This window comes from Paenibacillus sp. DCT19 (assembly GCF_003268635.1).
In the GTDB taxonomy this organism is placed as follows: domain Bacteria; phylum Bacillota; class Bacilli; order Paenibacillales; family Paenibacillaceae; genus Paenibacillus.
On record NZ_CP029639.1, the window covers coordinates 2,348,966 to 2,364,113 of the forward strand.

10 protein-coding genes are annotated in these 15,148 nt (G+C 44.3%); 7 read left to right on the forward strand and 3 right to left on the reverse strand.

The annotated features are described in order from the left end of the window. Positions 1-200: 200 nt before the first annotated feature. From DMB88_RS10570 to DMB88_RS10585, 4 genes are all read left to right on the forward strand, one after another. Entirely contained in the window at positions 201-668 is a 468-nt protein-coding gene (locus DMB88_RS10570) for a pyridoxamine 5'-phosphate oxidase family protein (RefSeq protein WP_128101317.1), read from the forward strand. A gap of 395 nt (positions 669-1,063) precedes the next feature. Further along, positions 1,064-3,439 (forward strand): RNA polymerase recycling motor HelD, encoded by a 2,376-nt coding sequence (helD, locus tag DMB88_RS10575; RefSeq protein WP_128101318.1) that lies wholly within the window; start codon positions 1,064-1,066, stop codon positions 3,437-3,439. A gap of 244 nt (positions 3,440-3,683) precedes the next feature. Continuing rightward, positions 3,684-5,540: an adenine deaminase gene (locus tag DMB88_RS10580; RefSeq protein ID WP_128101319.1), complete on the forward strand. Its 1,857-nt coding sequence runs from the start codon at positions 3,684-3,686 to the stop codon at positions 5,538-5,540. Positions 5,541-6,049: 509 nt separating this feature from the next. Then, entirely contained in the window at positions 6,050-6,970 is a 921-nt protein-coding gene (locus DMB88_RS10585) for a hypothetical protein (protein WP_128101320.1), read from the forward strand. A gap of 211 nt (positions 6,971-7,181) precedes the next feature. On the opposite strand, the gene DMB88_RS10590 is transcribed toward DMB88_RS10585, so the two are convergent. Beyond that, a complete protein-coding gene (locus tag DMB88_RS10590; RefSeq protein WP_128101321.1) occupies positions 7,182-8,096 on the reverse strand; it encodes a helix-turn-helix domain-containing protein in 915 nt (304 codons plus the stop codon). A gap of 207 nt (positions 8,097-8,303) precedes the next feature. On the opposite strand from DMB88_RS10590, the gene yicI reads away from it, so the two are divergent. From yicI to DMB88_RS10605, 3 genes are all read left to right on the forward strand, one after another. Further along, the gene (gene yicI / locus DMB88_RS10595) at positions 8,304-10,622 is read left to right on the forward strand and encodes an alpha-xylosidase (RefSeq protein ID WP_128101322.1); all 2,319 of its coding nucleotides are present in this window, start codon (positions 8,304-8,306) and stop codon (positions 10,620-10,622) included. Between the two features lie 173 nt (positions 10,623-10,795). Beyond that, positions 10,796-11,806, forward strand: coding sequence for an aminoglycoside phosphotransferase family protein (locus DMB88_RS10600; RefSeq protein ID WP_128101323.1), 1,011 nt, complete (start codon positions 10,796-10,798; stop codon positions 11,804-11,806). A 132-nt stretch (positions 11,807-11,938) separates the two neighbouring features. Beyond that, the gene (locus tag DMB88_RS10605; protein ID WP_128101324.1) at positions 11,939-13,237 is read left to right on the forward strand and encodes a bacillibactin exporter BcbE; all 1,299 of its coding nucleotides are present in this window, start codon (positions 11,939-11,941) and stop codon (positions 13,235-13,237) included. Between the two features lie 112 nt (positions 13,238-13,349). Here the strand turns inward: DMB88_RS10605 and DMB88_RS10610 are convergent, their stop codons facing one another. Beyond that, positions 13,350-14,654, reverse strand: a complete 1,305-nt coding sequence (locus DMB88_RS10610) for an MFS transporter (protein ID WP_128101325.1) — start codon at positions 14,652-14,654, stop codon at positions 13,350-13,352. A gap of 30 nt (positions 14,655-14,684) precedes the next feature. Beyond that, positions 14,685-15,107 carry a MarR family winged helix-turn-helix transcriptional regulator gene (locus DMB88_RS10615; RefSeq protein WP_128101326.1) on the reverse strand — a complete coding sequence of 141 codons (423 nt, stop codon included), beginning with the start codon at positions 15,105-15,107 and terminating at the stop codon, positions 14,685-14,687. Positions 15,108-15,148: the final 41 nt, after the last annotated feature.

Genomic DNA, 15,148 nt, shown 5'->3' on the forward strand with positions numbered 1-15,148 from the left:
GGATAGTCATATACAATAGAACCACAACTTAGCCCGGACAGCCTTGTCCGGGTTATTTTGTTGCAGGTGTACCAAATCATTAATAATATAAATGCGTTCAAAATTTAAACCCCTTATTTGATGCTGAGATGCCACTAGGCACCTTCGTAATCAAAAGTGGACTTTTTGAACTACCCCTATAATGAATCGAGGGAGATCTTATGACTTCAACAATAACAGAGCTTAACCCTAAGTTAATGCGGTGGTTTGACGGACAGCATTTACAGGACAAAAAACACGAAGCCATGCAACTACTAACCGTTTCGGAAGATGCATGGCCACATCAAGCTATGATTAGTGTGGGCGAACTGGTTGCGATAAGTCCAACAATCTTAAGACTTGCATTGTGGTCTGGCACACAGACAAGCAAGAATATGGAGCGAACGGGTAAGGCTACTTTGATCGCGATTGTAGATCACCAATTGTTAACCATTCGGCTTGCATTACGCACTCTTCCTCCCATAGCTGAGTCTGTTCATCCAAGGGATCGTTACGAAGGTGAAATTACGAGTATTCGTGTAGATCATGCGCCTTACGCCGACATCACCTCTGGGATTACCTATCAATTGAAGGACGAGCCTGGCACATTAAAGCGTTGGGAAGAGACGATTGCAGAGTTGCGATTTTAGAGATTGCTTGAAAGTCTACTTAATTAGTACGTAAACAATCATAATTAACATGTGAAATGATCTATATCGATCCATATGGTGGGTAATAATAAGCTAAGAAGAGACGATGCTGCATAGGATATATGGGGTGTGGGGGAAGAGATAAAGCTAAAGCTTACAACAATACATTGAAGAAATATATAGGAGTTAGAAATTAACATTAGAAAACAACAAAAAACGCCTCCGCTTGCATCGGGACGTTGTCACTGGTACAATAAAAAATGGTTTTCAAAAAATTAGAACTAATTAACATAAATTTAAAATGTTTACTTTCTAATAATTATACCATGGCCTAGTCGGGCTTGTCAAATGGGCTTTTGAGGACACATTCCGGGGAAAGAGGGGCATAGGATTATATGAGTACAGAGCAGCAATGGAGCGAAGAACAGCATCGGGTCAACAGTGTAACCAATCAGATTGAACGTAAAATTACAACTCTTGAACAAGAGGTTGGTTCCTTTCGAGACGAAGTTGTAGAGATGAGAAAGGATTTCTGGGACGAGGTTACGATGAACTTTAGTGAAGCCGATGATGTAGGGGAGACCTCTACAAGTATGCGGCAGCAGTCGCAGGTTTTATCGGATCGGGAGCGTAGTCATTTGAATACGGCAGCGGCACTCGACAAAATGAAAAGACTACATCACTCGCCTTATTTTGGACGCATTGATTTCAAAGAGGACGGCTATCCGCAGGCAGAGCGCATTTATCTTGGCATTGCTTCCTTGCTCGATGAGAAGGAGGAGTCCTTCCTGGTCTACGATTGGCGTGCTCCGATATCCAACCTGTATTATGATGGTGCGCCAGGGCCAATCACATATGAGACACCAAGCGGTGAGATCAGCGGCGACATTGAGATGAAGCGGCAATTTGTCATCCGTGAAGGTCGTATCCGGTTCATGTTTGACACAGGTGTAACCATCGGCGATGAATTGTTGCAGGCTGTTCTAAGCCGGACGTCAGATGCCCAGATGAAAAGTATTGTGGCGACGATCCAGAGAGAGCAAAACCGTATTATCCGTAACGATCGAACTCGTATGCTGATTGTACAGGGCGCTGCTGGAAGCGGCAAAACGTCGGCTGCCCTTCAGCGTGTAGCCTATCTTCTATATAAATACCGTGAACACTTGTCAGCGGATCAGATGGTGCTTTTCTCGCCAAATCCGATGTTCAATAGTTATGTATCCACCGTATTACCTGAGTTAGGCGAAGAGAATATGCTGCAAACGACGTTCCAAGAGTATTTGGAGCGGCGTCTGGGACGGGAATACCAGCTTGAAGATCCGTTTATTCAGCTTGAATATGTGCTCTCCGCTACAGAGGACGCGGCTTACCCTGCGCGCATGTCTGGTATTCGGTTCAAATCATCTGAATCGTTCCTGAAGGTGATTACGAAATACAAAGACAACTTAATGCTGGCTGGCATGAAATTCAAGCCGGTTCGTTTCCAAGGACGTGCTGTTGTTACGGCTGAGGCGATGGCGGAGAAATTCTACAGTTATGAACCATCGGTCAAGCTGGTGAATCGGCTCGAAATGTTAAGAGATTGGATGTTGAAGGAACTCTCCGCATTTGGCAAAAGCGAACTAGAGGCACCTTGGGTAGATCAGCAACTTGATCTGATGGAGCCAGAAGAACTGCAACGAGCTTTCCAACGTCTGAAGCGTAAGCAAAAAGGGAAGGTGGATACGTTTGACGATTTTGTGCAGGAACGCGAGATTCTAGCCAGAATGGTCGTGAGTAGCCGCCTTAAGCCTTTGCGTAAATGGATCAAATCGTTGCGGTTTGTTGATGTTCGCAAGCTTTATTCCCAATTGTTCAAGGATCAAGGACAGCTTGTTCGACTGCTGGATAACGAACCATTGCCTGCGTACTGGGAAGAAATTAGCGATATGACACTTCGGAGAATGAAAGAACAAGAGCTTGCTTACGAAGATATCACACCCTATCTGTACTTACGCGAACTATTGCTAGGGTTCCATATCAACTCTAACATTCGGCATGTGATTATTGACGAAGCGCAGGATTATTCTGCGTTCCAGCTGGCTTTTATGAAAAGATTGTTTCCACGAGCGAAGATTACAGCATTGGGCGATTTCAATCAGGCCATCTATGCTCATTCCTCTGTGCTGAGTGGGACGGGGCCATTAACGAACCTATACGGCCCTGAAAATACGGAAGTCATTGAACTCACCTGTAGTTATCGCTCAACACATGAGATTGTGGAGTTCACGCGGGGAATGGTTCCAAGTGGAGAAGAGATTATTCCGTTTAACCGTAGTGGGGAGAAACCTCAAGTTATCGTCACAACGTCTGAACAGAAGCATCTTGATCTGATTACAGCTGATCTTAATGCCTTAATTGAGGAAGGATATGAGTCTGTAGCGGTAATCTGTAAGACCGCAGAAGAGAGTAGAGAAGTGCATGAGGCACTTAGTAAGGCATTAACTACCGCGCCGAAGCTAATCAAAAAAACGACGTTAGCGTTCGAACGTGGTGTTCATGTCATACCTGCATACTTAGCAAAAGGTGTGGAGTTCGATGCTGTACTCATCTACGACGGTTCTGAAGAGCAATATGCCCAAGAGCATGAACGCAAATTGTTCTATACAGCATGTACGCGGGCTATGCATTTACTTCATATCTATTGTTTAGGTCAACCGAGTCCATTTATCACTTCGCAATCCGAGACGTTATATCATACAGGGAAGATATCTGCTGCTCGGGCAGATTAAGCAAAGTGATATAGGCTTAACGAAACCAAGGAGACTTCCGTCCGAGTGGACGGAAGTTTTTCTATCTATTTTCTGACATTGTAGCTGAGTAGACTTAGCTGGTTTGGATGGTTTGGATAAATTGTGCATCTGAATTTGGATTTAAACACAATTGGTGTAAATTTTCTTTACACTTAGAGTTCGGGCTCATATAATCGAAACAATATACTTTTTTGGAGCGTTTAATTCAGAAGGAGGCAACAACATGAACAAATCATCTTTTGACCGACCACTAATGGCGGATTGTGTACCTGATCTAGTGGCAACAGCACGTGGGGACTTGCCAGCAACATTGGTGATTCGAGGCGGGACATTGGTCAATGTTATATCTGGTGAAATTTTAGAAGGCATGTCTGTGGCCATACAGGGCGCACGGATTGCATATGTCGGCAAAGATGTGAGTCATACGATCGGAGAACACACTCGAATCATTGAAGCGAATGGCAGGTACATGGCTCCGGGACTACTGGATGGACACTGCCATATTGAAAGTACACAGATGAAGGTAACGGAGTTTGCACGAGCGGTACTACCTTCGGGCACAACAGGCGGATTTTTTGACCCTCATGAAATCTCCAATGTCCTTGGACTTCAAGGGCTAAGAATGATGCTGGATGAAGCACGTACGACACCAATGGCTGCGTATATGCAGGTTGCGTCATGTGTGCCTTCTACGCATCCTGGTCTGGAGACGACAGGGGCTTATATTGGCCCAGAGGAAGTGGCTGAGGCTCTCTCCTGGGGACCGGACATGATTGGTCTGGGAGAGGTTATGAACTTTCCAGGTGTTGTGTACGGGGATGACACGATGATAGGAGAGATTCAAGCTACACTACGAGCAGACAAAGTTGCTGATGGGCACTTTACCTGGGCAGCAGATGACTGGCGTTTGCCAGCCTATGCGGCTAGTGGTGTTACTGGAGATCATGAGTGTGTAACAAAGGAAGATGTGGTTGAGCGTCTGCGACTGGGCATGTATGCCAAGATGCGTCAAGGATCGGCTTGGCATGATGTAGCTGAGACGATCAAGGCTTGCACAGAACTTGGCTTGGATACGCGCCGGATGATGCTAGTTACGGATGATCGGAGTTCAGAGTCCTTGTTGAAGGAAGGACATATGGATTTTGTAGTGCGTCTCGCCATTTCACAGGGCGTGAAGCCGGTGACAGCGTTCCAGATGGCAACCATTAATACGGCTGAGCGGTTTGGTGTGGCACGAGATATTGGCGCGGTCATTCCGGGTAATATCGCTGATATTATTTTGTTGGATGGACGACTGGCGGATGTGCACGTTGGCATGACGATTGCGGCTGGGCATGTCGTGGCGGAGAATGGCAAGATGACTGCCGTATGGGATAATTTTATCTATCCAGAAGAGGCATTGAATACGGTAAAATTGGATCCTACAATCACGCCAGAGCAGATGGAGCTTGCTGCGCCGATTGAAGAAGGCACCATTGGGGCTAAGATTATTCATGTAACGGAGAATCATGTGGATACGAAGGAAAAACATCTTCCTGTTACTGTGCAGAATGGTCGAGTCGTGGTATCTACAACAGGGGATGTATGTAAAATTGCAGTGCTGGAGCGCCACAAACAAACGGGGAACCGAGCGGTGGCTTTAGTTGGAGGCATTGGCTTCACCGCACCAGCGGCCATTGCAATGACGGTAGCTCATGACAGCCATAATCTGTTGATTATCGGTAATGATGATGCGTTAATGGCTGAAGCGGGGAACCGGGTCATTCGCATGCAAGGCGGCGTCGCTGTGGTGACAGGTTCAGGAGTGACTGAGTTCCCGTTACGAATTGCTGGACTGATGTCAACGGAGTCCTTTGAAGAGGTTGCTGTTCAATCCGCAGCCGTTAGCGAAGCGTTGCAATCGGTCGGTTGTACACTGAACAATGCATTCATGACCCTATCTTTGCTGGCATTGGTTGTAATTCCAGAGCTGCGCTTATCCGATAAAGGGTTGGTACGAATCTCGGCAGAAGGGATCGAGCTGGTGTCCCTGTTTGATGAGACAACAGAGAACATGAACGCTGCCCCGGCTGGTTCGTAAGTTCATCATTACATCAAGATAACGTTACATCAGAGTTGAAATGTGATTGTATGAGTAAGCCATCTAGAGCTGATCTAGATGGCTTTTTTGTGTTTTGACTGAAGAAGTGGAATGAATCGTTTGAAGAAGCGTAGCTGCAAGCTTGTTGCAGAACTGCACGGAGGGATATACGTCAGCGGTTCATTTTAAATAAATTAGCAAGGAAAACGCTTACTAGGTCTTCTGTCGGTAGGAAACATATGTTCATAATGACTGAAGTCTTGTGTGTTAAAGCGTTAAATAAGGAAATTTTTCGTTAATTGAGACTTTAGAACTATAAATACAGAAGTGTGAATACCCGAAATAATGTTATATGATTCTTTCGTCGTAAGTCTTAGAGATGACATTGCATATAGAAGCAATTCATGGAGGAGAGCTTTTGGTAAATACGCCAAAATGCTTAAATTACGACAGTTTTTTTGCCGGGAGCTAAAGTCAGAGGGGTATAACATTTGAGGGAGTGTACGAATATGCAACAGAAGTCCAAATATTATTTTATCAAACTTGTCAGTTGTCTAATCCTCGTCGCAGGCGTTACGTTTTCATCAAAAACCATTGCGGATGGTTCGGTTGAAAGTTATGAGAGCATCCATGGTGCTATTGAGCAGCCGATCCGGGCTACATGGGTTTGGGATACTACTCAGATTCAAAGTCGGCCACAGGAAGTACTGAAATTTGCCAAAGAAAAAAAGGTGAATACAATCTATCTGCAATTGAACCGGGATGTGAAAATCCCTTATTATACAAGCTTTATTCGTGAGGCTAGAGCGAACCATATTGCAGTTGATGTGATGGATGGCAGATCCGCTTGGGGATTGACTGAAAGTAGGACGCAAATCGCTGATTTTCTGAACTGGATTGAAGCGTATCAAAATCAGGTGCAACCAAATGAAAAATTTGCCGGTATTCATCTGGACATTGAACCCCATGTGCATCCACAGTGGAAAACGAATCAAGCGAGTGTTATTACGCAATGGATGGGAAATGTGCAGTACATCATGGATCGGGCTAAACAAATGAAAATGCCTGTTGGAGCAGATTTGCCATTCTGGCTGGATAATTACAAAGTTCCTGGTTCGACGCAGGCCGTTAGCAATTGGATGATTCAGAAATATGATTCAATCACAATCATGGCGTATCGAGATACGGCAGCTGCAATCTACAATGTGGCGAAGGATGAGCTTATCGATGCAGCACAACAAGGCAAGAAGATATCCATCGCTATAGAGACGAAGCAGAGTAAAGAGGGCGACTTCATTACATTCTATGAAGAGGGTTCGGAGTACATGGAATCTCAGCTCAAACTAGTGGAGAGTATGGCCAAAGTTCATTCATCCTTTAACGGATTCTCAATTCATGAATACACGTCATGGAAAACTTTAAAGAACTAGGGAGTCAATGCTTCTAATTCTAATGTAGAAAAAAGAATACAGCCTTCCCAAAGATGTCGCGACGCTCCCTGTCGCTGACATCTTTTTTTGACTCGGAGTAGGCTGTGAAATGCTTGAAGTAAGCGAGTGAATGAACTTAGCTAACATGTAAGCAGAGAACAATATGTTTAAGCTAAGATGTTGCTGAGTGCCTGCACGCTAATTATGAAGATTAGATAAGCATCGGCTCCACGTCAACCTTCTCGTAGAACATTTTCCGATACTGTGATGGTGTGGTGCTCTTATGTTTCTTGAACGTGGTAATAAAGTAGCTCAGGTGCTCGAAGCCAACGTCCATCGCGATATCTACAATTTTATGGTCGGTATTCTCCAGCAGGTAACAGGCCTGTTGAACGCGATAATAATTAATGTAATCAACCGGGCTTTTCTGCACCATTTGTTTGAAGAATCGGCAAAAGTGTCCTTCACTCATGTTCGCCTCATCTGCTAACTCCTTTAGCCGTAATGCTTCTGGATAATGCTGATGAATGTACGATAGCACCGACTTCAAGCGTTCCACTTTATCATGGCTGCCTGTAGGAAGAGTGCCATTACTAGTAGCTGGACGCATGTGCTCGAACATTCGCGCAAATATAAGGTACAGGTATGCTTTGGTGGACATTTCGCACGTCTCAGAGCGGGTAGCATGTTCGGCAAAAATGCGTTGTAGATACAGCAGGATTTCTTGTCCCCATGGATCACTAGGCTTGATATGGTTGGGAGGGACGAGTGTCTTGTGAACAAGTGGATGAATAAACTTTTCCTGAATCGTATCGAAAGTGCGACTCCCCAGCAACTCAGGACTGAACACAATAGAAGAAAAGACGCAAGGAATAGTTCCCTTCAAATAACCAACGTGAATTTCTCCCCGGTTAATAAAGATCGCTTCTCCAGCTTGTACCTCAACGGTGTTCATATCAATCTGAAAGACAGCACTTCCTTGTGTAACCATAGTGAACTCCATCTCATCATGCCAGTGGCAATCAAGAATGATGTCACCGTCCAACTGTTGAATATCCGGATATACACTGACAGGATACATGGCATCACCGTGTACCCGATCCTCTCGTAAACGTTCACGTTCCATGATGTGGCTCCTTCAATGATCATTATTAATGAAGTAATGACAAGCATAATGAAATTCATTCTAATGTAATCGTTTCCATTGATTGGTGTTATTTATGAAGAAATCGTTCAGAAATATCAAAATCGTGATATATTCAGTCAAAATAGGAGAAGAAATTCATCATTAATATCAATATTATTATAGTATAACCGAAGGGGGTAATCAAAGATGAAATTTACGGACGGCTATTGGCAAACCCGCGAAGGATATCATGTACAAAATCCTGCGGATATTCGAGATATCGTACAAAAGGGTGATTCCTTTACAGTATATGCAGCAACGAAACGCATTGAACGCAAGGGAGATACGTTGAACGGCACATTGCTCAAAGCAACGTACAGCTCACCGATGCCTGACGTGATCCGGGTACAATTGAACCATCACAAGGGCAAAGTGAATCCTGGTCCTGAATTTGCACTGAATACATTAAATACAGATGTAAAGATCACTCGTGATGAGAACGGCGCAGAGTTGCAAAGTGGCAACTTACGTGTAACCGTTAACAAAGCAGGTGGTTGGGACATCGGTTTCCACTATAATGAAAAACGTTTGACAGGAAGTGGCTGGAGAGGCCCAGCATACATTGAGTCTGCAAATGAAGGTGCATTCTTCCGCGAGCAGCTTGAGCTTGGTGTTGGAGAATATGTATACGGCTTGGGCGAGCGCTTTACGCCGTTTGTGAAGAATGGTCAAGTCGTGGATATCTGGAATGAAGACGGTGGTACAAGCAGTGAGCAAGCGTACAAAAACATTCCATTCTACCTGTCGAACAAAGGATACGGTGTGTTTGTAAACCACCCAGAGAAGGTATCTTATGAGATTGCTTCCGAGAATGTATCCAAAGTACAGTTTAGTGTAGAGGGCGAGTCACTGGAATATTTCATTATCGGTGGTAGCAATCCGAAGGAAGTGCTGGACAACTATACGAAACTGACCGGCAAACCGGCATTGCCGCCGGCATGGACGTTTGGTTTGTGGCTGACAACTTCATTTACAACAGACTATGATGAAGCAACGGTTAATCATTTTGTAGATGGCATGGCTGAGCGTGACCTGCCACTTTCCGTATTCCACTTTGACTGCTTCTGGATGAAGGAGTACCAATGGTGTGATTTTGAGTGGGATGAGGATATGTTCCCAGACCCAGTAGGTATGCTTAGTCGTTTGAAAGACAAAGGCCTCAAAATCTGTGCATGGATTAACCCTTACATTGCGGAGAAATCCATTTTGTTTGATGAAGGTATGGAGAAGGGTTACCTGGTTAAAACAGCGGACGGAAGCGTATGGCAATGGGATAAATGGCAAGCGGGTATGGGTCTCGTAGATTTCACGAATCCAGCAGCAACCGATTGGTACAAAGGTAAACTGAAAACATTGATCGAGCAAGGCGTAGATTGCTTCAAAACAGACTTCGGCGAAAGAATTCCAACGGATGTAGTCTATTACGATGGCTCCGATCCAGTGAAAATGCACAATTATTATACGTTCCTATATAACAAAGCTGTATTTGAAGTATTGGAAGAAAACTTGGGCAAAAACGAAGCAGCATTGTTTGCACGCTCTGCAACCGTTGGTGGCCAACAGTTCCCTGTACACTGGGGCGGCGATTGCTCTTCCAACTACTCATCAATGGCAGAATCGCTGCGCGGTGGCTTATCCCTTGGTCTGTCAGGCTTCGGCTTCTGGAGCCACGATATTAGTGGATTCGAGAAAACAGCAGAACCAGACGTCTACAAACGTTGGGTACAATTCGGTCTATTGTCATCCCACAGCCGTCTGCATGGTAATGAATCTTATCGTGTACCTTGGTTGTTCGATGAAGAAGCTGTTGATGTGGTACGTGACTTCACGAAGCTTAAACTTAGCTTGATGCCATATCTGTTCAATTCCGCAGTAGAATCGACAGTTCGAGGCTTGCCAATGATGCGTGCAATGGTTCTGGAGTTCCCTGAAGATCCAACATGTGCAACCATTGATACACAGTACATGTTTGGTGATTCCATTCTGGTCGCACCGATCTTCAATAAAGAAGGCGATGTAACCTATTACCTACCAGAAGGTACGTGGACGAACTATCTGACAGGCGCTAAGGTAGAGGGTGGACGATGGGTTAGCGAGAACCATGACTTCAAAACACTGCCTATGATGATCAAGCCGAACAGTCTTATCGCTGTAGGTGCAGTCGATGGCAAACCAGACTATGACTTCGCTCAAGATGTTTCCTTGCACTTGTTCGAACTGGCTGATGGTCATCAAGCCCAAGCTGTTGTTGTGAATCAAGCTGCTGAGCAGGAGCTTGCTGTTCAAGTATCGCGTAACGGTTCGGTTCTAGAAGTTACGGCAGAAGGTGCAGGGAAACCTTGGAGTCTTGTACTTCGTGGTGTTGGTAGTGTATCGAGTGTTGAAGGTGGCTCCTATGTTTCTGGTGAGCATGGTGTGGTCGTTACGGCAGCATCTGGAGCAAAACAACTCTCCATTCAATTGTAATTTGCTATTGATCTAAATGAAGATAGAATAGAGAAGAGGGACGGTACCGAAAGGTACCGTTTTTCTCTTGTTATTTGTTATGCTTTTTCGACTGTTTAACCTCAAAATTGGTTTAGGTACAATAAGACTTATACCTAGTAAGACATATCATTACAGTTAGGGGATTACGCTATATGGACTCCAATTATTCCAAATTACATCAACCTATTACGCCAGAGATGTTATATACCTTAGTGAAACATACATTTGGCGCAAACACTCAAGTAAAGCAATATGGTTTGTTACAGGGTGGTCTGTTTAACACCACTTATCGTATAGAACTGGATCACCCTAAGTATCCGGACATCATCTTGCGATTAGCACCTGAACGAGTACAAGATGAAGACATTGAACATACACTTGCAGATCCTTTATTTTCATTTGAACGCACAATGATGGCATCTGAACCAATAATCTATGCGTTATATCGCCAGCAGGGAATCCCCTGTGCATCGGTTATTGCCTGTGACTCTAGTGGGATTACGATACCAAGAACGTATATGTTTATGGAGTTCATCCCCAGCCGGCAGTTAAATGATCCTTCATTGTTGGCAAAGGAGAAAGAGGAGCTTTATCGCCAATTAGGCGCTTATACCGCTACAATGCATACCATTGAGGCAGATTCGTTTGGATGGCCGCAGGCGGATGGAACCATCAAGGGATCTACACGCTGGTCAGAGGTGGTATTAGCATATGCAGCAGAGACGGCAGCAAAGGCAGAACAGGCTCAATACATGCACGGAGTAGGGGAAGAGATATTATCAATTCTAGAGGAGAATCAACATATCTTAGACCAGGTGACGAAACCTGTGTTAGTTCATAATGACTTATGGGAAGCCAATGTGTTGATCCATGAGCAACAGGGACAGCCCCGCATTGCGGCCATTATTGACGGGGATCGCTCCATGTTTGCTGATCGTGAATTCGAGGCGCTTTTATCAACCGAATCCACTGATTTTCATATGGGGTATGATCGTCCGCTTGATATGTCGGAAGAAGGACAGTTACGACGGTTTATGTATCGTCTAGTGTCAGCTTATTTTAACGCCTATGTTCATGAGCATCAGGTCAATCAGCATGAAGACGCACAGAAGTATGAACAAAGAACGTTAAGTCTGCTCAAGGAATGGAAAGAACGAAATTAGCCATACAGTGTAAAAGTTCATATATCTGTTGCTAAGTGTGCTTCAATGAACTTTTTACATATCCGAATAAACATCTGCACAATGACCCACAATAACATTGATATTTCCTGATCCCGTAAAGGTGGTTGAGGTATGAGTGATAAAAAGTGGGATCTTGTTGCACTTGCTTCCATTCCGGTAATCATGACTTTGGGCAACTCCATGTTAATTCCGATCCTTCCCCAGATAGAGCGTGAATTAAAGGTATCGTCCTTCAAAGTCAGTATGCTAATTACCGTGTACGCCGTTGTAGCTATTCTGCTGATCCCGCTTGCCGGATATTTATCGGATCGTTTCGGGCGAAAAGTTGTTATTATTCCCAGCCTGATCATTGCGGCTGTTGGTGGTGCGGTGGCAGGTGGTGCAGCATGGTTAATGAACGGAGATGCCGCATACTGGGTGATACTTGGAGGTAGGTTACTGCAAGGTATAGGTGCCGCTGGCGCATTTCCCATCGTGATTCCGCTTGTTGGCGATATGTTCAGTGATGAAAATGAGGTCAGCAAGAGCTTAGGCATTATTGAAACATCGAATACCTTCGGTAAAGTGTTAAGTCCTATTCTTGGTGCAGCTTTGGCTGTCTGGTTATGGTATTTGCCGTTTATGGCGATTCCTGTATTATGTCTGATTTCATTGTTATTGGTTATCTTTCTGGTGAAAACACCTAAGAAAAAAGAGAAACCGCCTACATTCTCAGAATTCGTCGCTTCCATTCGGGCCGTTCTTAAGGAAAAAGGCCGCTGGCTGTATGCGCTTTTTGCCATTGGTGGAATTTGCATGTTTGTCATTTTTGGTGTGCTTTTTTATTTGTCAGAGACCTTGGAATCTGAATTCAAACTAAAGGGTGTGCTAAAAGGACTTGTGTTAGCCATTCCATTAGCGGCACTATGCCTGGCCTCATTTCTTGCAGGAAAATGGATTGGTAAAAGCAAAACACGTATGAAATGGATTGGATTTACCGGGTTAGTGATTTTGACCGTTTCTCTTGTCATCATGGGGTTATGGGACAATATATATGCTGTCGTGGGTTTGTTTACCTTGGGCAGTGCGGGTATTGGTGCAACATTGCCCTGTCTTGATGCATTAATAACCGAAGGTGTGGACAAGAAACAACGAGGGACAATTACTGCTTTATTCAGTAGTATGCGTTTTATTGGGGTGTCCTTGGGGCCACCAGTTATATCTTTGTTAATTGGAAGTGCTCACATCCTTATCTTCGGCATACTTGCTGCAACAGGGGCAGTCGGTGGTTTGCTTACACTGCTTGCAGTGAAACCTGAGAAAAGCAATACTGACGCAGAAGAAGCTACGCATGAAGATGAGGAAGAAGAGAACGTGAATGAGACCAGGCGAGGGATACCGAAACTAGGGAAAAGAAGAAGCCCATTCTAGATTAAATATTTACTTATTGAAAGTCACAACACAAAAATGCGTTGCGCATGAGGAGACTCGGATGTCCTCATGTGACAACGCATTTTTTTATTGGCATCTGGTGTAGAGTTACTTACTGTCGATCTCTATCGTTAGAAGAAGGTGTAGTTTCGCTAGAGGATTGTTCCTTTTCACCACTAATATGGGTGTGCTCTAGAAGAGGGTGAGGAGTTATCGCATAGCCACCACTTCTCTTGCCTTGAATTAAATAGATGAGTAGAAACACAATCATGAACATAACCGAATAGCGGTACATATCTGTATAACTTGTGAGGGATGCAATACCACCAAGCAATAGGGCGCCAGTTGCGATACCTAGATCAAGACTATTCAAAAACATGCCATTCGCCATTCCGCGCTGAGAAGGTGCCACAATTTGAATCATCCAGGTTTGCAGAGAAGACTGCATGGAACCATAGCCAATTCCATAAATAAATGCTGCTACAAATAATGTAGGCATAGAAGTTGCATATGAAAGAATAATTAATCCAATGGCGATAAATATCGCTCCAGGAATCAACAACGCTTTTGGCCCCTTTTGATCATAAAGCCGTCCAGCAAAGGGTCTGACCAGTAGAACTGCAATCGCATTAAATAGGAAGAACAGTGCGGGATTAGAGAGGTTAGCTTCCTTACCGTATAACACGATAAATCCAACAAGTCCACCGTATGTTATGGATAATAGGCCGTTCAGAACACTTGGTAAAATCAATTTACGATTAAAAGGGATTTTTTCACCTTTTGCAGATGTTGTAGGTATTGCTCCTGCTGGAGTGAGGGTTCCTTGATCGCCACGTTGAGCTTTTTTGCGGGTTAGCGAATAACTGAGCGGATAAATGACAGCGACCACGCCTGCCGTACACAACATTAAAGTTACGAAGCCTTGTCCTTGCAGCAATGTCACCCCGATAATTGGCCCCATAGACATGGCAAGACTTGTGGATAAGCCGAAGTAGCCCATACCCTCGCCCATACGTTTAACGGGAACAATATCAGAGGCCATCGTTGGAAAAGCAGTACTGCTCATACCAAATCCTACCCCGAATAACATACGAAGCAATAACAGGACTACGATGCCTGCCGCAAAATAATAGCCTAGTGTAGCTAACAATGCGATAGATAAACCCACATAGATCATCGTGTTCCGAAGACCTTTCTCTAGAGCCTTGGCAGAATACAGTCTTGCAGCAATGGCGCTAAGTGCAAAAAGACAGGTAAACAAACTGACCTCAAATGCATTGGCATGAAAGCGATCCTGTACATAAGCGGGCAGTGGAGAGACAATCATATGCAGCTGCAGAAACAGCAAAAAATTACAAAGCATTAATAATATAAAATCCGTCGTCCATAATTTCACTTGTGTAGATTGTGTATTCATATAACAGAATTCCCCCTGATGTTCTTTTCTCTAAAGGTTGTGGTTGATGAGGGAAAGAGTATGTTTAAATGCTTCCATCTGGTCTTGAGGTATACCTTCAGCAAGTTCTTTATTCATTTCTCTTTCGATGGGAACGAGGATGTCCAGCATAGCTCGACCCTCAGCTGTCAGATAAAGCAGATAAGCCCTGCGATCCTGTTCACTCGTCTGACGCTCAACCCATCCCTTCTTCTCCAGAAGATCGATAATACGGGCAGTTGTTGGTTGATCTTTAAAAACACGTAAAGCAACTTCCTTCTGATTCACGCCTTCGCCTTTACCAATATTGAACAGAACAGAAAACTGCTCTGTTGTAATGTCATATGGTTTGAACCTGGTCGCGAGTAAAGCGACTGCTTTGCGATGCGTCAAACCTAACATGAAACCGACGGATTGCTCCAATGAATAATCCATATTGCGATGAAAACCTCACTTTCAATCAGAATAAATACACT